Source organism: Pseudomonas sp. PS02288 (assembly GCF_029959715.1).
GTDB classification, from domain to species: Bacteria; Pseudomonadota; Gammaproteobacteria; order Pseudomonadales; family Pseudomonadaceae; genus Pseudomonas_O; species Pseudomonas_O kuykendallii.
Genome location: NZ_JASCPA010000002.1, coordinates 106,919 through 127,296, shown reverse-complemented (window position 1 = coordinate 127,296; position 20,378 = coordinate 106,919). Strand labels below are relative to the sequence as shown.

Annotated in this window: 27 protein-coding genes and 1 pseudogene; all 28 read right to left on the bottom strand. The window is 65.8% G+C overall.

Annotation, left to right across the window (positions count from 1 at the left end; genetic code table 11):
* Window positions 1-41: 41 nt before the first annotated feature.
* The 28 genes and pseudogenes from QMX85_RS02075 to QMX85_RS01940 all read right to left on the bottom strand — a co-directional run bounded on the left by QMX85_RS02075 (window position 42) and on the right by QMX85_RS01940 (window position 20,291).
* Window positions 42-806 carry a hypothetical protein gene (locus QMX85_RS02075; protein WP_282338514.1) on the bottom strand — a complete coding sequence of 255 codons (765 nt, stop codon included), beginning with the start codon at window positions 804-806 and terminating at the stop codon, window positions 42-44.
* Between the two features lie 300 nt (window positions 807-1,106).
* Window positions 1,107-1,778 (bottom strand): hypothetical protein, encoded by a 672-nt coding sequence (locus QMX85_RS02070; protein ID WP_282338512.1) that lies wholly within the window; start codon window positions 1,776-1,778, stop codon window positions 1,107-1,109.
* Window positions 1,779-1,827: 49 nt separating this feature from the next.
* On the bottom strand, window positions 1,828-3,054 hold the full coding sequence (locus QMX85_RS02065; protein WP_282338583.1) for a phage late control D family protein: 1,227 nt from the start codon (window positions 3,052-3,054) through the stop codon (window positions 1,828-1,830).
* Between the two features lie 35 nt (window positions 3,055-3,089).
* Complete coding sequence (locus QMX85_RS02060; RefSeq protein WP_282338511.1) at window positions 3,090-3,530, bottom strand: phage tail protein; 441 nt, start codon at window positions 3,528-3,530, stop codon at window positions 3,090-3,092.
* A gap of 5 nt (window positions 3,531-3,535) precedes the next feature.
* A complete protein-coding gene (locus tag QMX85_RS02055) occupies window positions 3,536-6,121 on the bottom strand; it encodes a phage tail tape measure protein (protein WP_282338510.1) in 2,586 nt (861 codons plus the stop codon).
* Window positions 6,111-6,233: a GpE family phage tail protein gene (locus QMX85_RS02050; RefSeq protein ID WP_273228704.1), complete on the bottom strand. Its 123-nt coding sequence runs from the start codon at window positions 6,231-6,233 to the stop codon at window positions 6,111-6,113. Before QMX85_RS02050 ends, QMX85_RS02055 begins: the two co-directional genes overlap by 11 nt.
* Before the next feature lie 8 nt (window positions 6,234-6,241).
* A complete protein-coding gene (locus QMX85_RS02045) occupies window positions 6,242-6,565 on the bottom strand; it encodes a phage tail assembly protein (protein WP_282338509.1) in 324 nt (107 codons plus the stop codon).
* Window positions 6,566-6,618: 53 nt separating this feature from the next.
* Window positions 6,619-7,134, bottom strand: a complete 516-nt coding sequence (locus tag QMX85_RS02040) for a phage major tail tube protein (protein ID WP_282338508.1) — start codon at window positions 7,132-7,134, stop codon at window positions 6,619-6,621.
* 47 nt (window positions 7,135-7,181) lie between these two features.
* Window positions 7,182-8,354, bottom strand: coding sequence for a phage tail sheath protein (locus QMX85_RS02035; RefSeq protein ID WP_282338507.1), 1,173 nt, complete (start codon window positions 8,352-8,354; stop codon window positions 7,182-7,184).
* Window positions 8,355-8,509: 155 nt separating this feature from the next.
* The gene (locus QMX85_RS02030) at window positions 8,510-9,187 is read right to left on the bottom strand and encodes a hypothetical protein (RefSeq protein WP_282338506.1); all 678 of its coding nucleotides are present in this window, start codon (window positions 9,185-9,187) and stop codon (window positions 8,510-8,512) included.
* Window positions 9,184-9,603 (bottom strand): hypothetical protein, encoded by a 420-nt coding sequence (locus tag QMX85_RS02025; RefSeq protein WP_282338505.1) that lies wholly within the window; start codon window positions 9,601-9,603, stop codon window positions 9,184-9,186. Before QMX85_RS02025 ends, QMX85_RS02030 begins: the two co-directional genes overlap by 4 nt.
* Window positions 9,604-9,621: 18 nt before the next feature.
* Window positions 9,622-11,562, bottom strand: a complete 1,941-nt coding sequence (locus QMX85_RS02020) for a hypothetical protein (RefSeq protein WP_282338503.1) — start codon at window positions 11,560-11,562, stop codon at window positions 9,622-9,624.
* Window positions 11,562-12,128, bottom strand: a complete 567-nt coding sequence (locus QMX85_RS02015; RefSeq protein WP_282338502.1) for a phage tail protein I — start codon at window positions 12,126-12,128, stop codon at window positions 11,562-11,564. The genes QMX85_RS02020 and QMX85_RS02015 overlap by 1 nt, the downstream gene beginning before the upstream one ends.
* Complete coding sequence (locus tag QMX85_RS02010; protein WP_282338501.1) at window positions 12,121-13,038, bottom strand: baseplate J/gp47 family protein; 918 nt, start codon at window positions 13,036-13,038, stop codon at window positions 12,121-12,123. The genes QMX85_RS02015 and QMX85_RS02010 overlap by 8 nt, the downstream gene beginning before the upstream one ends.
* Window positions 13,035-13,385, bottom strand: coding sequence for a GPW/gp25 family protein (locus tag QMX85_RS02005; RefSeq protein ID WP_282338500.1), 351 nt, complete (start codon window positions 13,383-13,385; stop codon window positions 13,035-13,037). Before QMX85_RS02005 ends, QMX85_RS02010 begins: the two co-directional genes overlap by 4 nt.
* Window positions 13,382-13,918: a phage baseplate assembly protein V gene (locus QMX85_RS02000; protein WP_282338499.1), complete on the bottom strand. Its 537-nt coding sequence runs from the start codon at window positions 13,916-13,918 to the stop codon at window positions 13,382-13,384. The genes QMX85_RS02005 and QMX85_RS02000 overlap by 4 nt, the downstream gene beginning before the upstream one ends.
* A gap of 60 nt (window positions 13,919-13,978) precedes the next feature.
* On the bottom strand, window positions 13,979-14,437 hold the full coding sequence (locus QMX85_RS01995; RefSeq protein WP_282338498.1) for a phage virion morphogenesis protein: 459 nt from the start codon (window positions 14,435-14,437) through the stop codon (window positions 13,979-13,981).
* On the bottom strand, window positions 14,430-14,954 hold the full coding sequence (locus QMX85_RS01990; protein ID WP_282338497.1) for a phage tail protein: 525 nt from the start codon (window positions 14,952-14,954) through the stop codon (window positions 14,430-14,432). The genes QMX85_RS01995 and QMX85_RS01990 overlap by 8 nt, the downstream gene beginning before the upstream one ends.
* A complete protein-coding gene (gene lysC, locus QMX85_RS01985; protein ID WP_348775224.1) occupies window positions 14,951-15,217 on the bottom strand; it encodes an Rz1-like lysis system protein LysC in 267 nt (88 codons plus the stop codon). The genes QMX85_RS01990 and lysC overlap by 4 nt, the downstream gene beginning before the upstream one ends.
* Window positions 15,138-15,482: pseudogene (locus tag QMX85_RS01980) on the bottom strand (LysB family phage lysis regulatory protein); the annotation flags it as partial. The pseudogene QMX85_RS01980 and the gene lysC, both read right to left, overlap by 80 nt.
* The gene (locus QMX85_RS01975) at window positions 15,479-15,685 is read right to left on the bottom strand and encodes a hypothetical protein (protein ID WP_282338495.1); all 207 of its coding nucleotides are present in this window, start codon (window positions 15,683-15,685) and stop codon (window positions 15,479-15,481) included. The pseudogene QMX85_RS01980 and the gene QMX85_RS01975, both read right to left, overlap by 4 nt.
* Window positions 15,682-16,527: an N-acetylmuramidase family protein gene (locus QMX85_RS01970; protein WP_282338494.1), complete on the bottom strand. Its 846-nt coding sequence runs from the start codon at window positions 16,525-16,527 to the stop codon at window positions 15,682-15,684. The genes QMX85_RS01975 and QMX85_RS01970 overlap by 4 nt, the downstream gene beginning before the upstream one ends.
* Entirely contained in the window at window positions 16,524-16,838 is a 315-nt protein-coding gene (locus tag QMX85_RS01965) for a phage holin, lambda family (RefSeq protein WP_282338493.1), read from the bottom strand. The genes QMX85_RS01970 and QMX85_RS01965 overlap by 4 nt, the downstream gene beginning before the upstream one ends.
* Window positions 16,839-16,868: 30 nt before the next feature.
* Complete coding sequence (locus QMX85_RS01960; protein ID WP_282338492.1) at window positions 16,869-17,078, bottom strand: tail protein X; 210 nt, start codon at window positions 17,076-17,078, stop codon at window positions 16,869-16,871.
* Window positions 17,078-17,539, bottom strand: a complete 462-nt coding sequence (locus QMX85_RS01955) for a head completion/stabilization protein (RefSeq protein WP_282338491.1) — start codon at window positions 17,537-17,539, stop codon at window positions 17,078-17,080. The genes QMX85_RS01960 and QMX85_RS01955 overlap by 1 nt, the downstream gene beginning before the upstream one ends.
* A gap of 104 nt (window positions 17,540-17,643) precedes the next feature.
* Window positions 17,644-18,345, bottom strand: a complete 702-nt coding sequence (locus QMX85_RS01950) for a terminase endonuclease subunit (RefSeq protein ID WP_282338490.1) — start codon at window positions 18,343-18,345, stop codon at window positions 17,644-17,646.
* A gap of 11 nt (window positions 18,346-18,356) precedes the next feature.
* On the bottom strand, window positions 18,357-19,364 hold the full coding sequence (locus tag QMX85_RS01945) for a phage major capsid protein, P2 family (RefSeq protein WP_282338489.1): 1,008 nt from the start codon (window positions 19,362-19,364) through the stop codon (window positions 18,357-18,359).
* Between the two features lie 45 nt (window positions 19,365-19,409).
* Window positions 19,410-20,291 (bottom strand): GPO family capsid scaffolding protein, encoded by an 882-nt coding sequence (locus QMX85_RS01940; RefSeq protein WP_282338488.1) that lies wholly within the window; start codon window positions 20,289-20,291, stop codon window positions 19,410-19,412.
* Between the last annotated feature and the right edge of the window lie 87 nt (window positions 20,292-20,378).

Below are 20,378 nucleotides of genomic sequence, written 5' to 3'. Positions count from 1 at the left end.
CCTCGCTGTTCGTGAGGTTATTATAAGCATTATATAAGTATTCAACAAGTCTTTCTTTCTTCTTCCGATGCTCTGGCCAGCACCCCATCGGCCGTGACCCTCGGCAGGAAGCCGCGACCGGAGCAGATGGGGCAATCCTCGCGCTGCAGGGTGTTGCGGCAGCGCCGGCACACGCGGAACAGGGACAGTTCAAGGCGCTGGCGGATGTGCACGCGCCGCGCTTCGCCGAGGTGCTCGCTGGCGAACAGGACGTCGAGCAGGGCGCCGAACGCATCCGGATCTGTCAGCACGGGGTGGTCCACGCCGTCCCGGTGGACGCTCAGCGGATGCAGCACGTAGAGCGAGCCGCTGGCGGTGACCAGCTGCAGGTCGACGATGCTCGCCTGGGTGTGCCGAAGCGTGCGGCACGCCACGCGCAGGCCTTCGGGTGTCAGCTCGACGACCCCGGTCGCGGTGAGGTCGTCCTCGGCGGCGGTGTAGTCCGGCACGTAGCGGCCGCCCACCAGCTTGCCAGGGGATGCGCCCGCCGCGTTGACCAACTGATAGGTGCCGTTGCGCCAGTGCACCTGGTAGGCCTCCTGCTGGCAGTCCTGGGCGTGCTCGCGGCCGGCGGCGGCAAGATGAATCATGTTCTGGTGCTCTGGGGCGTCCACCTCGCCGCTGGCCAGCAGCGCGTCGGCCATGGCCTCCAGCTGGCGATAGAACAGGTCGGGGAAATTCAACCGCTCGCGCTCGTCTGCCAGCAGGCGACGCCAGTTGCTGACCGATGGGGCGCGCGGGTTGTTCGGGATGGTGTTTCTGCCCATCGCAGCTGCCGTCGAATACTGTATGTACAAACAGTATTCGTGGGGATGGAAGTCCGATCAATACCCGGCCGATGAACAGCTTGGTGACTGATCTGCGGCGCAACGGCGAATCATCTGTCTGCCACCTACGCTGCCGTGTTCCGGCCCAGCGCCCATGGTGGTGATGGACGGGACCACAAGCGGGAAGGGCGCGGAAGGTGCGACTGGGAAGGCTGCTCGCCGATCCGAGTGAAGGATGCGGCGGGAGATGAAGAGCGAGTGCTATACCACTCGCTGGGATGAAATTTTAGCAGTACAAGGCTAGCTATTTATTGGGCCAATCAACATGATTGATACCCTATCGATGATGGAGTTCAAGTTCTCCTCAAGCTTATAGATAAAGTCGAAGAAGTCCTCTTGGTCATCTATCGATTTATCGAAAAGTTCTGGCCTTAAATTGTAAGCGCCTTGCAATCTAATTGATGCGCGTATGAATTTGTTGGCTCTTTTTTCAATTTCTATAGCTAAGCCTTCGAACTCACGTGCTACCTGCTGAGGAATCCAAAGTTTTCTTTTATAAAAAGTGTTTCTAAATTCTTGAAGAGATTCAGCCAGCTGCTCATTGGGCGACCCCACCGTTTGGTAGCCAGCGGTTTCCGCATTTTTCTTAACCTTTAAAAGAGCCAAGTAGACATCATCGATCGCCTGAACGCTTCGTTCGTTATATGCCGCAAGCTTTATCTGATATTCAATTGACTGCTTGTTGAGGGCGGCATTGATGTCGGCAGTTTGTCGCTCTAATTGCTTCTGCTGATCAAGAACATTTTTAAAATTATTATTTATTTCGCGAAGTTCAGCGCTTTTAGTCGTCCGCGTGAGGAAATACATCCCTACAAACGAAACCGCAATTACGACTAATAAAACCCACATCACCTTGTAATTTTGAGATGAAATCGCGTCGGCTATTAGAACGGGTAGTGTCGGTTCGCTCATTTTAATCTCCCTGAAAAAAAAGAGATTATCCGACCGATGCCAGTAACCGCTACTTGGTTTGTATCTTCTTAAGCTCACGATCAACCGCCCGTTTCGCCGTCGCCTTGGTGGCGTACAGGTGCACCAGGCGCCGTGGCTTGCTCTGGTCGCCGCCGGTGATGGACTTCTGTTTGCCGGTCTTCGCATCGCGGTACCAGGCCACCACGCCGGTGTAGTCGTTGGACTCATCGGCCAATTCCTCCACCTCCTCGGCGTCCGGTAGCTTGGATTCCAGCTCTAGGCTGGTGGTGTAGCTGTCCGGCGTGAAGCTGTGGCGGATGTTGCCGCCCAGCCAGACCACGGCGGCGATCTCCGCTTTGATGCCCTCGAGGGAATAGGTCAGCTCGGGGATCAGGTCCGGCCGGCCCTTGGCCAGCGTGTAGCTCAACGTCGACGTGCCGCGCTGCAGGCGCTTCCATTCCGCCCGGGCGGCGACCAGGGCGCTGTGCTGGTCGGTGTAGGTGTGGCGCAGGTCCTTGAGGTTGTCGCCGCCGCCGGCGATCGCCTCGAGCTTTTTCGCGCTGTTCAGCTCGTAGTAGTAGGCCCGCACGCCGGTGTAGCTGTCGCGGTCCGCTTCCAGGTAGCGGTGCTGATCGCCGTCCGCCCGGGTCAGCGTGACGTGGCGCAGCGGCAGGCCGCTGAGCGTGGTGGAGCCGCCCACCGGCATGAACAGCAGGCGCCCGGCCTTCACGGTTGCGAGGGCGTCGTACTGCTGGCCAAGGCGGGTGAGCAGGTTGGCGTCGGACTCGTTGGCCTGGTCGACGTGGGCGACCTGCAGCACGCTCAAGGCGGCGCTGATGATCGGGCTGAGGCCGTAGGCGGCGGCGATGGTGGATACCAGGGCGCCGAGGGTGCTGGCGTGGAAGCTGCGCTCGCGCTTGACCTTGAGGCCCTTGCGCAGGTCCGCGCTGCGGGCGCGGATGCTGAGGGTGTCCGGCGCGCCGCTGTGCTCTACCTCGTCGACGGTGAACAGCCCCTTGTTGACCAGGCCGGTGTCGCTCCAGCCCAGCCAGAGCTGGACGATGGCGCCGCGCGGGGGGATGGCCAGCAAGCCATCGTGGTCGCTCAGGGTGATGTCGAGCTGGTCCGCCTCGAGGCCGCGGTTGTCGGTGAGCTCGATGCCGGTGAGGCGCTGCTCGAGGGCGCCGGTGATGTCGGAGCCGTTGACGATGACGCGGCAGATCGGCCGCGGGTAGGCGGTGGTTTCGCGGTAGAGGTCGGCCGCGCGATCGAGCAGGCCGGCGCCGAGGGTGAGCGCGTCGTCGAGGATCGTCACAGGATGGCCCGCAGGATGTTGCCGGCGGTGCTGATGGCGGTGCCGAGCAGATCCACGCGGCCGTCATCGATGCGGGTCAGCTTGATGGTGAACTCGATGCGGCGGGCGGCGCCGTCGCTGAAGAACAGCGTGCGGGTCTCGGTCATGGACTCGATCACCCAAGCGCCGTAGATCCTGCCCGTGCCCTCCACCAGCGGCCAGGCCTTGCCGGTGTCCGCCATGTAGCGCAGGGCATCCAGGCTGAGCGCGGTGCCGGCCAGCGCAGGCAGCAGCACGCCGGGCAGGGTGATGGAGTCCTCGCCGCGGCCCAGATACTGGTGCGCCGGGTTGGTGCCGATGCGGTTGGTAGAGCCGTGGCGCCAGTCGGTTTGGCGCTGGAACTCCTGATAGGCCAGGGTTTCCAGGCTGAAGATGAACATGCCGAGGGCCATCATCATGGTGATCAGTCCTTGTCGTAGAGGCTGCTGCGGCCCCGGGCTTGTTTGGCGCGCTCGCGCTTGTCGATCTCGGCGCCCACCAGGCGGGCGAGGGCTTGCTCGTCCATGCCGGGCGATGCGAAGACCTGGATGGTGTAGCTGTTGCCGCCGGCCTGCGCGGCGGGTGATGCACTGGCGCTGATCGGCGGCCGGTTGTCCATGGCGATGGCGCCGCCGGCCGCACCGATGCCGATGGCGCCCGCACTGGCGAGTTGCTTGCCCATGCCGACGACAGCGGCTAGCGGCCCCTGCTTGCCCTGGAGCAGCCCCTGCTCCAGGCCGGCCATGGTGAAACCGCCGAGTGTGGCGAAGACGCGGGACGGCGAATGGATGTCCAGCTTCTCCTTGAACCACCCAATCGTGGCGTCGCCGATGCTGGTGATGGCGGTCTTGATCTGCCCCAGCCCGGCCATAAGGCCGTTGATCAGGCCGTTGACGATCATGTTGCCGAACTCGGTGAACCGAACGGGCAGGTCGAAGCCAAGGTATTTCATCACCTCGGCGAAGGCGCGGTAGACCAGGCCGATAGGGCTGAAGTTGGCGAGGGTGGTGATGATGCCTCCCAGGCCGCCGTTAAAGCCGGCCTTGACCTCCTCCCAGAGCCCCATGAAGTAGGGGCCGAGGGTGTCCCAGTTGCGGTAGATCAGATAGACCAGGCCGGCGATGGCGGCCACGGCAAGGCCGATGGGGTTCATCAGCAGCGCGCGGCCTAGCCAGAACACCGCTTTGCCGACCCAGAGCAGAGCGGTGCCGATGCCCTTGAAGGCGGTGATGGCGGAGGCGCTCTTGATGCCGACCAGGGTGAGGGCATAGCGCACCATGGCGAACGGGCCAAGGAAGCTGGCGAACATGAGCGTTAGGCCACCGCCGGCGGCCAGCAGCATGGCAATCCCGCCCGCCGTCTTGACGATGGCGGCAGTGAGGCCGGGGTGTTCCTTGACCCAGTCCTTGAGCTTGACGGCCAGCTCGCCGATGCCGTTGATGAGGTCCTTGAGCTGCGGCGCGATGGTGGCGCCGATTTCACTCATGGCGTTGGTCCAGCTGCCCTCGGCGGCCTCGATGGTGTTTGTGAGGGTGCTGAGCTGCTCGTTCACACGGGTACGCAGGTCGGCCTGGGCCTGCAGCTTGGCTTCGACATCCCGGTAGCCGCCGATGCCCTTGTCCATCATGGTGTTCAGGGTAGTGAGGGTTTCGCTGTCGTCTCCGAAGAGGTCCTTGATTACCTCCAGACGCACTTCGGTGCTCAGGCCTTTGAGCTTCTCCAGCTGGGCGTACATGTTCTCGATGCCGCCAAACTCGCCCTTGCCGTCGGTGAAGTCCATCTTGAGGTCGATGCCCTTGGTGACCTTCAGGCCGTCCAGGGTTTTCTGGATGTCACCGTTGGCCATCGCGCCCTGGAAGATCTTGCGGTAGGCGTTGCCCGCGGAACCGCCTTCCATGCCGGCCTGGTCCATCATCACCAGCAGCGGCGTGAGGACCTTGGTGGCCTCCAGCCCTTGCTTCTTAATGATGTTCATCACCGGGCTGATCTTGCTGAAGCCCTGCAGCATGTTGTTGCTGTCGACGCCCAGGTAGAAGGTCTTCTGGATGGTGTCCATCAGACCCATCATGTCGCCTTCGGCGGTCCGGGTGGCGTCCTGCATCTTCGCGGCGAACTCGGCCGCGGCGGTGACCGGCATCTGCAGCTGCACGCCGAGGTAGGCCGCTGCCTCGCCTGTACCGCCGAGGATGTTTGCGGCGCTGAGGCCCTGGCGCCGCAGCATGGTCATCATGTCCTGGAAGTCTGCCGTGGTGCCCGGCAGGCGGTCGCCCAGCTCGGTAGCCAGCGTGGTGATCTTCTCGAACTCGGCCGGTACCTGGCCGGTGCTGTCCATCATCGCCACCTTGAGCTGGGTGGCGGCGTTCTCCGCCGGCGCGAATGCGTCGACGATGCCCTTGAGCGGTCGGGAAATGGCGTAAGCGGTGCCCAGCCCGGCAGCGCCGCCGGCGGCCATGCCCCCGGCGACCTGCTGCGCCTTGTCGAACTGGGCGCGCGCGGCGCTCAGGCGCTTTTGCTGCACCACCAGTTGCTGCATGCGCCGGCCCTGGGCGCTGATGGATTCGTTGGTTTCCTCGATGCGTTGCTTGAGGTCGCGGGAGGCCTGGCTCAGGTTGCGCGTGCTGATGCCGGCGGCGCTCAGCCGGGTGCGCAGGCCCTGCAGCTGAAACTGCTGTTCCTGGTGCTCGGTCTTGAGGGCGGTAGCGGCGCGGATGGCGGACTTGAGGTCGCGGGTCATCTGGCGCGTCGGTGCGCCGGTGGCGGCCATTTCCTGGCCTAGGGCCTTCACGCGGTCGCGGGCGGCCTGCAGGGCGGTTTCGGTTTGGGCGCTGGCGGTGCGCAGGGTGCGCCAACCGCTGACGTCCTTCTGCTGCGCCTGCAGCACCTTGAGTTGGTCGCGGCTGGTTTTCAGCGCTGCGGCGAGGCCCACGCTGCCCTGGGTGACCGCGCGGATGGGGCGGGTGGCGCGGTCGATGGCCTGGAGTACGATCTCCATTTTCAGGTCATTGGCCATGGTTCTTCTCCCAGCGTGTCCGGGCCCGCTCGCGCCACTCCATCAGCTCAGACAGGGCCAGCGGATTCATTTCCACCGGGCCCCAGTGAAACACCATGGCCAGGTCGGCCATGGCCTCTTCTACGCACCGCGGATAGCTTCCCTGTCCGACTTCTTCAGCAAAAAACTACCAACGGCGACCCCGCACTGCAGCAGGTCGGCCGGGTCCATGCGCCCGATCTCGACCTCGGTGAGGGCGGGGCTGGTGATGCGTGGCAGGACCTTGCGCAGCGCCAGCACGTCCATCTGCGCCAGGTCGGCCAGGGTGACGCCGCGCAGCTCGCCGCTCATGGGCTTGCGCAGGGTGAGTTGCTCGATCTTGGTTTCGCCGCGGGTGATCGGGGTATCGAGGGTGATGACTTCCTCGTTGGGGTTCTGGGCCGGGGTGATTACTTGGTCAGGCATGGTGAGCTCCGTTGGGGTGGGGAGCCGGCGCGAACGCCGGCGGGGCGTTGCGCTTAGATACCGAGGGCGCCGCGGTGGGCGGCGAGCAGATCCTCGCCGTTGACGATGAAGATGAAGTTGAGCAGGTCGATCTCCACCTCCACATTCCCGTCGATGGTCAGCTTGTAGTAGCTGCAGGTGGTGGTGAATTTGTGCTCGGTGTCCTCGCCGGATTCGGCGTCGCCCATGTCGATTTCTTCATGGCGGCCGCGCACGACCACTTCCACCGCAGAGACGGTGCCGTCGTCGTCGCGCTGGTAGGCGCCGGCCCAGCGCAGCAGCACGCCGCTGGCGGACACTTCGCCGTATTGGCGCAGAGCAGTGAGGTCGAGGCCGCCGAGGGTCCATTCCAGCTGGATACCGTCGTCGCTGTGGCCCAGGTCCACCTTCACCGGGCCGTCCATGCCGCCGCCGCGGAACTGCTCCATTTTGCGGGCGAGCTTGGGCAGGGTGACGGACTTGCTCTGGCCAACGTAGCTGACGCCATCGTTGAACAGGTTCATGTTCTTGAGTTTCTTCGGCAGGGCCATGTGGGCGCTCTCCTACGGCGCGGCCGGGGCCGCGCGGGTGAATGGGGTCAGGCGTTGACGCGCTCGGCGAAGTCGACCAGGAACGAGTCGGTGATGCGCTGGCGGAGCTGCAGGTTCTCCAGCGGCGGTACCGGCGTGTAGGCGTAGTCGATGTACAACTTGCCGGCCTTGAGGGTGTCCTTGTCGTTCGCCGCCGGGTCGTACCAGGCCTCGGCGCCGATCAGGTAGCCCTGGCGCACCAGGTCGCGAAACTTGGCGTTGAGGCCCTCGAGGATGTCGCGCACCAGGCTGGGGTGCATGGGTTTGTCGACCGCCCAGAAGTGCGCTTCGGCCATGGTGTCCGCCAGCACCTGGGCGGTGCGGGTGTAGTTCTCGAAGGCGAAGAGCGGGTCATCGGAACAGGTGCGCGAGCCCCAGAAGCGGAAACCGTCGCGACGGATCAGGGTGGTGACGTCCGCGGCGTTGAGCAGGCCGGCATCGGTGGCCGGGTCCTGCAGGTCCCAGTAGACGTCGCGGGACAGGCCGGTGACGCCGTTCACGCCGACGTTGGAAAGGGTCTTGTGCCAGCCGGTCTGCTCGTCGATCTGCGCGCGCAGGCCGAGTGCGCGGGCCGTGGCGGCGGCGTTCACGGTGGTGCTGGTGGCGGTGTCGTAGCTTAGGAAATCCGGCCAGATGAGCATCAGCTCGCGGGCGCTGAAGCCTTCGCGGTAGGCGATGGCCTCGGAGACGGTCTGGCACTCCCAGCAGCTGGCGTAGGCGAAGGCGCGCAGCTTCTGGGCGATGGTGACCAGGGCGGTGGTGACGGGCAGGGAATCCAGCCCCGGCACGCCGAGGATGCGCGGTTTGACGCCCAGCTGGGCTTCGGCCGCCAGCAGTGCCTGCATGCCGGTCTTCTGGCCGTTGGCGAGCACGGTGCCGATGAGGTTGGAGGCGGTTTGCGCTTCGTCTTCGCCTTCTTCGACACGGACCACGACGGTGACCGGGCTGGCCTGGTCGGCGATGGCATCCAGCGCGGCGGCCAGCGTGCCCTGGGTGCCGGCCTTGCCGCTGGCCGTCAGCACGTCGGTGATCAGCACCGGCCTGTTGAGGGGGAAGGCGGTGGCGTCGGCATCCTCGGCAGTGCAGACCAGGCCGATCACGGCGGTGGCGACGGTGCGAATCGGGCGGCTGCCCTCGGAAATTTCGACGACGCGAACGCCGTGGTGGTAATCGGTGGCCATGTGTGGCGGCTCCTGCGCAGGATCGCGGATCAGTGAGCCTTGAGCTTGCCGCGCGCGCGGGTAGCCCGCGAGGAACGGGGGCTGTAGCGACAACCGCTACAACGCGCGGGCGAAAAAAAGCCCGCCGAAGCGGGCAATCCCTCCCCAGGGTAAGGTCAGGCCGTCAGCGTGGCGCCGATGCCTTTGAACGGGTTGATCTCGAAGGTGAAGCCCTTCCACTGCCGCGTCAGGTCGGCGCCGTAGTCCTCGGCCCAGTCGCTTGGCTCGCCCTTGAATCCGATCTGCACGACCAGCGCGCGCCGCACGGACCATTCGTGCACCCAGTACAGCCCGACATAGCGCCGGCCGCTTTCGCGATGGGTGGCCACCAGCAGGCGCAGGCCACCTTTGCCTGGGTCGTCCTCAACCGTTTCATCGCCCCAGAACTGCATGTCGCACTCGGTGACAGGGCAGCCCATCACGCGGGTGAAGCGCGCGTTGTTTGCCGGGTTGCGGTAAGCGAGCCATAGCAGCTGGGAAAACCAGTGGTACGCACCGAGGGCGAACGGGGCATGGGTGTGCCACCAGCCGCGCTTGTCGCCGGCGGCACCGTCGCGGTCGTTGCTCCACAGCCATGCCCAGCCGGGCAGGGTGACGAGCAGCCAATCGCCAATGGCGTCGGTGAAGGGTGTACGGCTGGCTTCGTTGGTGGTGCGCCAGGGCAGCGCCATCGGCACGACGACCAGGCCTATGACGATGAGCAGCAGGCGCAGCGCGAGCAGCCCGAGGGTTTGCCCGAGGCCGACGCTGAGCAGGCGCCAGGTAAGGCCGGTGGGTAGGGCGAGTGTTGTCATGCTGTTGCTCCTTCCGCTATGGCCGGACTGATCGGCCGAGTTCCAAATGGGAATAAGGCGTTGCCTGCCTTCCATGCTCGGACCTCGATACGGTATGCGCGCCACTGAGCGGCTGTGCCTCCCGCAGCCGACGGATCGTTGTCTTCGATCATCAGCAACTGCTCGGCAATGAACAGCAATTCGGCCTCCCGCCACGCGTCCGCGATGCACGTCGAGCCGTAAATGCTCGGGCCATAGGATTCGGTGTTGAAATCCCATACCTGGTCAACCCACTCCGGGCCAGACGGAACTTCGATACCACCAGCAGGGGCGTCGACAGCATCAACCCACGCTCCCATAAACGCCCCTTCCGATGTTACGTAGAACCGCTGTACCCTCGGCCGCCCTACAATTTCCGCAGATTGATCTGGTTCCATGTCCGCTTCTCACCTCTTTTATGCGAAAACTTTAACTTTCAGCTGAGCTTGCGAAGGTGCTGGACCGTTGACTACCCCAGCCGCGGTGAACGTGATCAGTCCGTTAACGCCGATTACGACCGTCACACTCGATGCAGTTTTACGCCGCGCTTCAACACCCCAGCTGTTTGCATTGTTGCTGCAGTCTTGCGCACCCAGCTCCGCACTTTCTCCAACCGCCAAGCCGTTTACAGCGGCAATCGCGACAACTTCAAACAATACGAACTTCGGAACAACGCCCAGGCCGTGCGTGATAGTCAACGTGCCGCCGTTGGTGTAGCTAACCGTTGTTTCGTAGTAATTAGCGACTGGCAGCTCGGCAACTCGGGCCGCCAGGCCTGCGGGGGTTACAGCGCTATCCCCGCTTACGCCGCTGACTGCCTGTGCTGGCGTTGCTAGCTGTACAAGACCGGACTTGCTTTCGGTGGAGGCAGGAATAGTGACGGGAAGCGAGACGTTCCCGCTGCCGTCGATGGCCACCGAGCCCGAAGCGCTTCCCGAAAGCGTAATCGTCCGAGGCGTGGCCCATTTCGAAGCTGTGGCGGCGTTGCCCGAGATGCCGATGCCATAGGTGCCAGTGAGCCGCGCCGCATCGATCGTGCCGCTGGTGAGGATCGACGCTGGCAGGTTCGGAATGTCGGCGGCGGCCAGCGCCCGGCCAGCCGTCGCGCGACCATAAGCGTCGACGGTCACGACGGCATAGCTGCCGGCCGCAATACCCGAGGCACTCAGACCCACCTGGTTGCCCGAGACGTTGATGCCGGCGCCGCCGGTAACGGTGCCTACGCCCGCGAACTGCGTCCAGGGTGCAGCACTGGTGCCCAGCGTGCCGCCTTGGTCCGCGGTGCAAACCCATCCGGTGTCGCCCAGCGTGCTGCCCTGCTCGACGAAGACGAACGCGCTGACCAGCTCGGCCCAGCTGTCGACGTCGGCGGCGCGCGCCCAGGCGCCTGCGGCCGCGATGTAGATGCCGTTCTGCGCCGGAGCGGTCTGCGCCTTCACCAGCACCCGCTTGCCGGCGGTGACAGCGATGCCGTCGATGGTCTGGGCACCCGACAGCGTGATGTTCGAGCTAGTGGCCGCAAGCACGCTGGGCTTCACGTTGATGCCGGCGCTGAGGTTGTCGACGTACTGCTTTGTCGCCGCGTCCAGAGCGTTGATCGGGTCCGCGCCCAGCAGCACCTTGGCGAACGAGGGTGTCGCCGCGGTATGGATCGCCTGCGGTAGCGAGAAGGTGACGTTGCCGTTGGCAGCGGAAACGCTGACCTGGTTGGCCGTGCCGGCGACCGACAGCACGCCGGTATTAGCGATCGCCGGGTTACCGCCTGCACCGTTGCCGTTGGTGATGCTGATGCCGGCACCGGCGGTGATGGTGCGGGCCTCGACCGAACCGGCACCAGTCACGGTGACCAGGCCGGTGAGCGCCAGCGCGGCGAGTGCAGAAAGGTTGCCGCTCAGCGGCTGGGCATCGGTGATGCCGTAACCGCCCAGGGTGGTAGGTAGTCCGCTGCCGATCTTGCCCCAGGGCAGCGCCGGGATGTCCGCGGCAACGAGGGCTGCGCCCGCGGTGACCCGCCCCTTGGTGTCGACCGTGACCTTCGCATAGCTGCCGGCTGCGATGCCGGTGTTGGCGAGCGTCAGGCTGATGCTGACGTTGCCGGCGCCAGTGAACGCGGCGCTGCTGCCAGAGGCATCACCGGTAACCGAAATGGTGCGCCCGGTGGCCAGTACCGTGGCTTTGCCCGCGGGCACCTCGCCCGACACCAGCTCGGCCTGACGGGCCCTCAACCAGGTGGTGCGGTTGGCGAGCTGCTTGCCCTGAAGGTTGGACAGGCCGTCCGCGCCGCCGACGACGGGGTCGGTCAGCTCGATCTGATAGACGCCGGCTTCCCAGCTATCGAATTCGGTGAGAGTGGTCATCAGGCGACACCGTGCGTGTAGGAGTTGTCGTAGCGGATAGCCCCGTCGTAGGCGTTCAGGGCTTGTTGGAAATTGAGGGCGAGAAGGTGGCAGCGGGCCGGGGCGATCCACGCGAGGATGCGGCGGACGCTGGCGGCCTGGGCCTGGGTGATCGGGCGGGAAATCAGAACGGAGTACTTCGCCCAGTTGCCCTCGCGGCCGTAGTAGTGCAGGCCGTTGTAGCGCTTGCTGCCGTCGTAGAAGCCGGCGCCGGCGCCCTCGATGATCTGGAACGGGATGTCGACGAAGATCGCCTCGAGCGCGCGGCGCACCGCGCCGAGAGTGCCTTTGTGGCGGTGGACCGTGGTGGATTGCGCAATGACCCGCCGCTTCACGTCGTCGGCCCAGGCGGGGTTCCACTCGTCCACGGACATTTCCCAGGCGAGGAACGGCAGCAGGCCGGACGGGCATTTGCCCGGATTGCGCACGTAGCGGCCGAGCACCGGCAGAGCGGTGATGCCGGCGAAGCCCGCAGCGATGTCGCGTATCAGGGGGCTCGCGTTGGGCGGCAGCAGATCCTCAGACACCGACGCCACCACTGAGCACAGCCACTGCGGTGCAGTAGGCCGCCTGGTAGCTTTCGATAACGATGTCTTCGGCCGGCGTGGTCAGGGTGACGTTCTGCACGCCGGCCTGGTGCAGGGCGGCGAACAGGCCGGACCGGGCGATGTCGTGGCCCAGGGCGTGCTGCTCCGCGGCGAACTTGCGGACGGCGGCTTCGGCCGCGGCGCGGACCAGTTCGAGGTCGGGGCCGTTGTAGAACGTGAGGGTGGCGGCGACCTGGTACGGGACGATTTCCGCCGGCTGGATCTCGACGGTGTCGCAGAGCGGCCGCACGTCCTCGTCGTTCAGCGCGGCGTTCACGGTCGCGAGCAGTGCGGCGTCGGGGGTGCCGTCGCCTTCGGTGCCCAGCACGGTGACGGTGACGATGCCGGCGGTTGCTGAGCTGATGTCGACGTCCTTCACCGCCGCCGATGCCGCCAGCGCGTGGTAGGTGTAGGCGCCGACCGGGCCGGCGGTGCTGAAACCCTCCAGGGCCAGCTGGATGCGTGCGCGGTAGCGGGTGTCCGACTCCATCACCGCGGCGACGGGGGGGAAGGCGGTGAGGTCCTCCGGGGTAATGGTGAGCCGCTCGACGTTGAGCAGTGCGCCGAGGTTGTCCAGGTCCGTGCTGGTGGCGTAGGCAAGCATGGTGGCGCGGGCGGCGTCGTTTACGCGTTGGCGCAGCAGCACTTCGCGGTAGGCGTTTTCCTGCGCGAGGATGTTCAGCGGCTCCGACTCCAGCTCGAGCAGGGCGGCAACCGAGGCCTGCTCGGCGGCCGGGTAGAGGCTGACGATGTAGGCTTTGCGCTCGGCGAGGATGGTCTCGAAAGCCACGGTTTCGACGACATCAGGCGAGGGCAGCTGCGACAGGTCGATGGGGCTGAAGGTGGTCATGCGGCCCCCATTGCGAGCGGGATCTGCAGGTTCTGCGATTCGTTGCTGTCGACCGGCGTGCAGATGATGTCCAGGTACCAGGTGCCGGCGTCGTCACCCAGGGTGAAGGCGACCTTGTTGAGTCGAATGCGCGGCTCCCAGCGCATCAGCGCCATGGCGGTGGCGGCGTAGGCGAGCAGGCGCGTGGCGTTGTTGAACGGTGCGTCGATCAGCTCCGGCAGCTGGCTGCCGTAGGTGCGGCGCTGCAGGCGCGAGCCGATCGGCGTGGTGAGGATGTCGGCGATGGATTGGCGCAGGTGAGCGAGCCCGGAGATTGCCCGGCCGGTACTGAGGTTCAGGCCGCTCATTGCGGGGCACCGGTCGTGCCGTTGCCGGGCTGCACGCCGCCATGGTCGTGGTTGACCAGGCTGATACCGCTGGCCACCACGTCTTGGCTGACGGTGACGGTGCCGGTGATGTCGACGTTGCCGAGGATCAGCACGCCGGCGGGTGCCTCGAGCACGGCGCGGCCGCCGGCGGGCAACGTGGCGTGCAGCATGTGGCTGGCGTGGTCGTATTGGATCAGAGCCCCATCCGGGTATGCCCGGCGGCGCACGGTGGCGCTGTTCGCCGGTGCCGGATGGGCCTCTGAATAGATGCCGACCAGGGCGATGCCCTGGGCCGGGTCGCCCGATGGGCTGAAAACGAGGCACTGTTCGCCGATGCTTGGTGGGTCCCAGTCCTGACTGGCGCCGGCGCGCAGGGCGACCCAGGCCAGCCAGTTGGTGGTCAGGTTGCCTGCGGTGATTCGGCAGCGCGCGGCGGCGTGGTCTACCTCGGCGACGGTGCCGAGGCGGATCAGGTTTTCGAGGCGGCGGGCCAGTTCGGTGGATGTGTCCATGCCTGAATGCTGCCCACCGCGCGCGCGGGCCGCACGGGGCGGGCCATGTAGCGGCGCGGGTTACAGACCGGCGAGGTGATCCATGAGGCGGCTGGCGATCATGGCGCGGTCCTCGCTGGTGAAGCCGAGCAGCTCGCGCTGGGCATAGCGGACATCGGGGGCGTCCTTGGTTGCCCGATCGCGCAGGCCTTCCTGGTGCACGCGGGCGATGCGGCCGGCACGGCCGAGGAAGCCGACGGCGATGGATGCCGCGGTGGTTTGCAGCTTGAGGTAGCGGGCCTGGCGCAGCTTGGTGAACATCTTCGACTTGATGCGCCCGCGCTTGGCGCGCAGCTGCTGGCGTGGCTTGCGGGGTGCGAAGGGGGTGCCGTCCGGGTTGCGTTGCGCCGCTACGCGCTGCTGCTGACTGCGGCGCAGGTCGCGGCCGATGTCGGTGGCCAGCTTGCGGCGTTCGCCGGGGCTGAGCTTGGCAAGCAGGGGCCCGGCCCAGTTCTCCAGCGCGTCGAGGTTGTCAGTCATAGCGGCGCGGCGGGTGCGGGCTGGCGATATCGATGCCGATTCGCTCGACGCTGTCCCATTCCGCTACCAACTCGCCCTTGGCGTACAGCTCCCAGTGGCCGCCGGGTTCGTAGGGCTCAAGCACGGGCTCGGGCGGGTGCTCGAGGTTCAGCTTGCCGTCCTGCTGCTTGACGATGACGCGCTCGGTCAGCGGCAGGGTGATGGACAGGTCGACCTTGCTGTTGTCGATGACATCGGCTTCGAACTTGATCGCATCCTTGCCCGTATTGAGGTTCTCCAGCAGCTCGCGCTGGTTTACCAGCGCCCAGGCCAGCAGGGGGATGGCCACCGCATCCGGCGAGCCGGCGAATTCCAGCAGGATGATGTTGAGCGTGTAGCTGTATTCGAACGACAGGCCGGTGGCTGCGGTGCTGCGGATGCTGCCGTTATCGATGAACACGGCCATGCGGTCCGGGTTGTGGCGCAGCTCGGGGATGGCGGCGAGCAGATGCGCGCGCAGCGACTCGGGTTTGTTCATCGCTTGGCCGCCTGCTGCACCTGGTGCTGGTAGACCATGTCGACCTGGGCGGCGCACTCGGCCCAGGCGGCCTCTAGCACGTCGGCGTCGTCGAGCAGCTCGCCGTTATTGCTGGGCGCTGCTGCCGGCAGGCTGCAGGGCACGACTGCTGGACAGCCAGTCGCGATAACTTGCTGCTCCGATGAGGGCGGGGCGCCGGCGCAGGCTGCGAGCAGCAGCAGGCAGCTGCTGATCAGCCCAAAGGCGAAGCTCTTCGTTTTCACGTTTCAGTTCCTTGATCTGCAGCTGCCGATCGGTGAGGGATTGGCGCAGCAGCGCCTGAGTGTTGCGCAGCGAGGCCTGCGCCTGGCGCTCGGCGTCGAGGGTGCTGGTCAGCACGCTGATGGCGGCGTCCTTGCGGGCTGTTCGTTCCTGGGCGGCGCTGGTGGCGGCATCCGCCAGGGCCAGGCGCAGGTGCTGGGTGTAGAGCAGGCCCGCGAGGACGCCGAGCAGCGCCAGGCCGTATAGCCACTGGCGCAGGGTGCTCACCGGCGGTACCAGCCGGCGGCGTTCATGTCGGCTTCGCTCAGCTGCTCGAGGTTGCCGCACAGCACCACGGCCTTGAGACCTGGCACGGAGAGCTGCAGGGCCTCGGCGAGCTCGGCGGCAGTCACCTGCGCCATGTTCTCCGGGGCGAGGAAGATGTCACCGTCCTGCGGGGACAGTTTGCGGAGCTTGTCGATATCGATCATGCGGCCTCCGGGGTGCAGCAGGTGGCGTGGCGGCGGTAGGCCTCTTCGAGCTTGCTGTCGTAGAGGTTGCGGGCGTAGTTGGGGCCGTTGTAGCCACGGGCAAAGGCCGCCCATTTGCGGGCTTTCAGCGCTTTGAGCAGGGCGGGCTCTGCCTCGATGAACCGCACGAAGGCTTCGAACTGCTGGTTCTCGTCCTGGCTCATCAGCCGCACGAACTCGTCGACGCTGGCGTAGCCGAGCCGCAGGGCGTGGTAGCCCATGATCTGAAACGCGCCCCAGCTGGCCGATTCCGGCGCGCACTGGGCGTCGATCTGCCGGGCGCTGGCCAGCCGCTGGTGTTCGGCTGCGCCGCCGGCGTAACCGCCTGGCCGGGTGTTGACCAGGGCGGGGAACTGGGCGGCGAGGCGATCGGCACGCGCCTGCAGGGCGCTGGCGTCGTCGCTCGGTGCGCGGGGCAGCGCGAGGCGCTGGTACATGACGTGGCGTTCGAAAAGGATCTTCGGCCGGCCCGGGGACAGGAACCCTTCGCCCTGGCTTTCCACTTCGTTGACGGCGTAGATCGCGGCCAGCTCGACGCCGAGGCGGGTGGCGGCGGCGACCAGCGTGGCATTGTGCAGCAGCGTGGAGCAGTCGGCGCCGGCGAGGGTGGCCAGCGTTTTCGGGCCGGCGATGCCATCGGCCACCAGGCCGGTGCGCAGCTGGTAGGCGCGCACGGCGGTTTCGGTGGTGTCGCCGTAGTCACCGTCGACGAAGAGTCCGGCGCCGGCGCCGGCGCGGGCGTTGAGACGTTGCTGCAGCAGGCGAACTTCGGCGTTGCGGTCGCCGTGGCGAAGGGTCGTCATGCTTGGTCCACCTTGTTCTTGAAGAAGCGGATGGCGAGGGCACGGGTGCCTTCTACGCCGAGCAGCCCAATGACGCCGCCGAAGAAGGGGCCGGTGCTGGCGGGGATGCCGAGCAGGCTGAGCCCGTGGCATGCGCCGAGGGCCAGCAGGCCGCAGAGCGGTGCCTCGAGCACCACGCGGCGAATGTCGCCGCCGCCGTAGATGATGCGCAGCCCGGCGATGCCGAAGGCGATCAGGCCGGCGTAGAGGGCGGGCCAGTTTTCCTGCAGCCAGGCTGCGAAATAGGCCCAGGTGTCCGGTTTGTCAGGCATGCGCATGTGTCCGTTGTCCGCAGTTGAGGGTCAGTCCCATAGGTTCACCACTTCGGTCTGCTCGGCCTGGGGCGCGGCGTCGGGCAGGGTGACGAGGAGGCCGATCGGCAGCACGGGGCCGTAGTCGGCCAGGCCGGGGTTGGCCTCGAGCACGGCTTCGGTTACCGCGGCGGTGCGGCCGTATACCCGCCAGCAGAGGGCATCCACGGTTTCGCCCTGGACGGTGCGGACGCTGGCCATCAGATCAGTTCCACGGTGTTGCGCGGGGTGCCGAGCAGGCTGCGGATGGCGTAGCGGGCGTCGCGGCGGTATTCGTCGATAGTGGGGCTCAGGGCCTCGGCGTTGCGGTCACCCTGGCCGGTGCTGTCGAAGCTGCGGTAGCGCTCCGCCAGCTCGGCGCCAGCGGCGCAGTAGATGGCGCGCAGGTAGGTGGCCACCAGCTCGCTCTGGCCGTTGATCTGGCCCGCGGGAACATCCGCAAGGCGCTCATGGCCGGAGGCCAGGTGGCGGAACTTGAGGCTGCGCAGGTCGCGGTTGGTCTCGAGCATGGCGCCGACGATGGACATTTCCAGCCGGGCATCGCTGACGCTGGCGTCGATGCGCAGGGCGGCGCGGACGGTTTCGCTGTCGACGTCGGGCCAGAAGCCGTCGTTGGTCAGGGTGATGGCGGGGCTGGTACCGACTGCAACGAAGCCGCTCATGCTCAGGACTCGGAATAGGTCGGCGGTGGCCGGGGCGTCACAACGAGGAAGGAGAGGACCTGTCGATCAGCTCCGGGCCGCCGGGGTTGCCGGGGACGGCTCGGTCAGCTGGCTTGGCCAGCAATTTTTTTCAGCAGGGCTTCGGCCGTTTTCAGGTCCGTTTTCCCGCCGCAGTTGTCGTGCAGCTCGATCGCGCGCCTGAACAGGTCAATGCCTGCCTGCACCTGGTCGGGCTTGCCCGGGTTCTCGACGGTGAGACCTGCGACGGTTGCCCGGGCGGTGGCCAGCACCAGCTTGGCGCGGGCCTGGTCGGGCATGTCTTCGGCGTCGGTAGCCAGGGCGGTGCGGTGCAACAGCTCGAGGTCGAAGGCTTGGTCGGCGCGCATGGCCTTGAGAGCGCCTTCGGCGATCTCTTCGGCGATCAGGCAACCGGTGGTGCGCTCGAAGCGATCGGGCATGACCAGCTTGTGCTGCAACACGTAGCTGGCGATGTCGAGGGCGCCGGCGTAGTCGCCGGTGTCGATGCGCCAGACCATCACGGTGGTGACGACTTCGTCCTGGGCGCCCAAGCCTGCGGAGAGCACGCCCTCGATGTAGGGGGCGTATTCGGGGAGCAGCTGTTCCTTGAGCTTGATCTTGCCTTCGGTGGACTGGATGCCCGACAGGCGCAGCCGATCCTGGGTTAGCTTGGCGAGCTGCTGCTCGTAGGCGTTGAGCCCTTCCATGGTTTGGTCCGGACCAGCTACTGCCGCCGCCGCGAGGGCGGCGGTGACACGCTGGAAGTGGCGGCGGCAGGGGTTGGTCATGGTGGCCGGCCTCAGCTGATTTCGATGTTTTCGGCGAGGCCAGCGCAGCCCAGGTCCTCGAGGACATACGCTTCGTTCACCGATTCGTAGTTCTCGATGCGGTCGCGCTTGGCGTTGTCCGTCACGGTGCGGCGGCGGGTGCCTTCCTGCCAGTAGATCGACAGGTTGTCCAGGCGAGTGACCAGCAGGCCGTTGGCCGGGAAATAGGGCACACGCACTGCCGGCAGATTGCCGATGCGCTTCTGGCTGGTGACGACATCCGCCGCGAGCATCTCGGACGGGTCCTGGTTCTTGTTGATAATCGGGAAGTACTTGTCGGCCAGGATTTTCCGGCCGCAGACCACGACCAGCGCCGGGTCTTCCTGATACCAGGGCTCGAGCAGCTCGCTGACCATGGCGAATACCAGGGCGTCGATGTTCTCGAAATCCTTGCCGCTGCCGATGGCGATTTTGTTGCTGCCGTCGACGACTTCCTTCATCACGCGCGCGGCGTTTTCGTTGCGCATTTTCTGCAGCCAGCCGATGTTCACATCCTGCAGCAACGGGTTGGTGACCGGGTTGGAGGTGGCCGCGCGGCTGGTACCGTTCCAGCCGATCATGATGCGGTTGAGCGCCATCAGCTTGATGATCGCGTCGCGGATGCGGTTCTGGAAGTCGGGGAATTTTGCCCAGGCATCCAGCTTCGCGTACTTCAGATGGGTGTCGAAGTTGGTCTGGGTGCAGACGTAGCCGCGGTCATCGAGGCCGCTCGGGTCGCGGGTTTCGCGGTCCTTGGTGTCGGTGTCGGTGGTGCCGGCAATGGTGCCATTGACGCCGAGGCCGATTTTCTCGCCCATCTGGTCGCTGACGCCGTACATGTTGATCATGCTGAGGAATTCGCTGGATTCCTGAATGCGGGTTTCCAGGGTCTGAGCCACGGCGGGTGCGGCTGCGAACTTGGTGGTGACGTCGGGCACGCCGTGCAGCTGGGCGAGCTGCTGCAGGTAGGCGTTGAACAGGGCGCGGGTTTCGTTACGCATGAGTTTCTCCGGTGTTCCTTGGCTGGGCTTGGTCCGTGGGGAGGATCAGCAGTCGGTGACGAGGCGGCCGTCACCGCCCGTGGCCGGGGGCCGGGACGAAAACTGCGGCTTGCTTGGGTTGTTCGGTGCGGTGGTCGCCTCCAGCGTCTTCAGCAGATCGGCGAACTGGCGGGCCAACTCTTCGTGCTTGGTCTGCAGGGCGACGCGTGCTTCGCGCTCCGCGCTGAAGGCCTCGCCTTGATCGGACACGTGTTCGGCGACCGCCTCGAGGGCCTCGGTCACCTCGGCGAACGAGGCGGCGTCCTTGCCTTCCTTGTCCTTGCTCTTGCCGAGGGCCTCGAGCACGCGGGCGAACAGGCCGGTGACCTTGTTCGCTTCGTCCTCGATCTCCTCGAATTCCAGCGAGGCTTCGATGGCCTCGGAAAACAGGTTGTCCGGGTTGGATTTGCGGCCCTTGAGCGGGTTGGCGTCCGGGTGCTGGGCGCTGAAGGTAAGCATCTCGGTACCCAGGCTGGCGGGGCTGTCGGTCACGGCGATGCCATCCAGGTAAGCGCGGCCGCTGTCAGCGAACTCGGGCCGGATCTCGATGCTGGTGAAGATCTTCTGGCGCGCCTTGTTCATGGCGACCAGGTCAGGGGTGGGGTCGATCTGGGCGAACAGGGCCAGCTTCTTCACGCCGGCGATTTCGACTTCTTCGGTTTTCAGCGCTACGACGTCGCCGTAGGCGCGGAAGGGGCTGTCCGGCAGGGTGCTGCGGTAGTGCTCGAGCCAGACGCGGGCGGCGTAGGTGTCGGCGCTGTAGGTCTCGGCAGCATCGACCAGCCACTGGCGTTCGATCTGGCGGCCATCGGTGGTGGCGCCTTCAACGGCGACGCGGAAAAACTTGGAGCGAAACTTCTTGGCAGGGGTGTCGGTTTTGCCGGCCATGCGTTGATTCCTCGGTGCTGTGCTGATGGCGTTAGCGTTGAGGGCATGTTCGGCAGGCCGCTGCCGACGGGCAACGAGCCGGCTTTG

What these genes read in the sequence shown, in the direction of transcription:
- QMX85_RS02030 (WP_282338506.1), bottom strand. Translation starts at nt 9,187, where the DNA reads ATGACAACACTCGCCCTACCCACCGGCCTTACCTGGCGCCTGCTCAGC.
- QMX85_RS01945 (WP_282338489.1), bottom strand. Translation starts at nt 19,364, where the DNA reads ATGCGTAACGAAACCCGCGCCCTGTTCAACGCCTACCTGCAGCAGCTC.
- QMX85_RS01970 (WP_282338494.1), bottom strand. Translation starts at nt 16,527, where the DNA reads ATGACGACCCTTCGCCACGGCGACCGCAACGCCGAAGTTCGCCTGCTG.
- QMX85_RS02000 (WP_282338499.1), bottom strand. Translation starts at nt 13,918, where the DNA reads ATGGACACATCCACCGAACTGGCCCGCCGCCTCGAAAACCTGATCCGC.
- QMX85_RS02045 (WP_282338509.1), bottom strand. Translation starts at nt 6,565, where the DNA reads ATGCCTGACCAAGTAATCACCCCGGCCCAGAACCCCAACGAGGAAGTC.
- QMX85_RS02020 (WP_282338503.1), bottom strand. Translation starts at nt 11,562, where the DNA reads ATGACCACTCTCACCGAATTCGATAGCTGGGAAGCCGGCGTCTATCAG.
- QMX85_RS02055 (WP_282338510.1), bottom strand. Translation starts at nt 6,121, where the DNA reads ATGGCCAATGACCTGAAAATGGAGATCGTACTCCAGGCCATCGACCGC.
- QMX85_RS01955 (WP_282338491.1), bottom strand. Translation starts at nt 17,539, where the DNA reads ATGAGCGGCTTCGTTGCAGTCGGTACCAGCCCCGCCATCACCCTGACC.
- QMX85_RS02010 (WP_282338501.1), bottom strand. Translation starts at nt 13,038, where the DNA reads ATGACCACCTTCAGCCCCATCGACCTGTCGCAGCTGCCCTCGCCTGAT.
- QMX85_RS02060 (WP_282338511.1), bottom strand. Translation starts at nt 3,530, where the DNA reads ATGATGATGGCCCTCGGCATGTTCATCTTCAGCCTGGAAACCCTGGCC.
- QMX85_RS01965 (WP_282338493.1), bottom strand. Translation starts at nt 16,838, where the DNA reads ATGCCTGACAAACCGGACACCTGGGCCTATTTCGCAGCCTGGCTGCAG.
- QMX85_RS01995 (WP_282338498.1), bottom strand. Translation starts at nt 14,437, where the DNA reads ATGACTGACAACCTCGACGCGCTGGAGAACTGGGCCGGGCCCCTGCTT.
- QMX85_RS02050 (WP_273228704.1), bottom strand. Translation starts at nt 6,233, where the DNA reads ATGGCCGACCTGGCCATGGTGTTTCACTGGGGCCCGGTGGAAATGAAT.
- QMX85_RS01990 (WP_282338497.1), bottom strand. Translation starts at nt 14,954, where the DNA reads ATGAACAAACCCGAGTCGCTGCGCGCGCATCTGCTCGCCGCCATCCCC.
- QMX85_RS01975 (WP_282338495.1), bottom strand. Translation starts at nt 15,685, where the DNA reads ATGATCGATATCGACAAGCTCCGCAAACTGTCCCCGCAGGACGGTGAC.
- QMX85_RS02035 (WP_282338507.1), bottom strand. Translation starts at nt 8,354, where the DNA reads ATGGCCACCGATTACCACCACGGCGTTCGCGTCGTCGAAATTTCCGAG.
- QMX85_RS02075 (WP_282338514.1), bottom strand. Translation starts at nt 806, where the DNA reads ATGGGCAGAAACACCATCCCGAACAACCCGCGCGCCCCATCGGTCAGC.
- QMX85_RS02040 (WP_282338508.1), bottom strand. Translation starts at nt 7,134, where the DNA reads ATGGCCCTGCCGAAGAAACTCAAGAACATGAACCTGTTCAACGATGGC.
- QMX85_RS02070 (WP_282338512.1), bottom strand. Translation starts at nt 1,778, where the DNA reads ATGAGCGAACCGACACTACCCGTTCTAATAGCCGACGCGATTTCATCT.
- QMX85_RS01960 (WP_282338492.1), bottom strand. Translation starts at nt 17,078, where the DNA reads ATGGCCAGCGTCCGCACCGTCCAGGGCGAAACCGTGGATGCCCTCTGC.
- QMX85_RS01940 (WP_282338488.1), bottom strand. Translation starts at nt 20,291, where the DNA reads ATGGCCGGCAAAACCGACACCCCTGCCAAGAAGTTTCGCTCCAAGTTT.
- QMX85_RS01950 (WP_282338490.1), bottom strand. Translation starts at nt 18,345, where the DNA reads ATGACCAACCCCTGCCGCCGCCACTTCCAGCGTGTCACCGCCGCCCTC.
- QMX85_RS02005 (WP_282338500.1), bottom strand. Translation starts at nt 13,385, where the DNA reads ATGAGCGGCCTGAACCTCAGTACCGGCCGGGCAATCTCCGGGCTCGCT.
- QMX85_RS02025 (WP_282338505.1), bottom strand. Translation starts at nt 9,603, where the DNA reads ATGGAACCAGATCAATCTGCGGAAATTGTAGGGCGGCCGAGGGTACAG.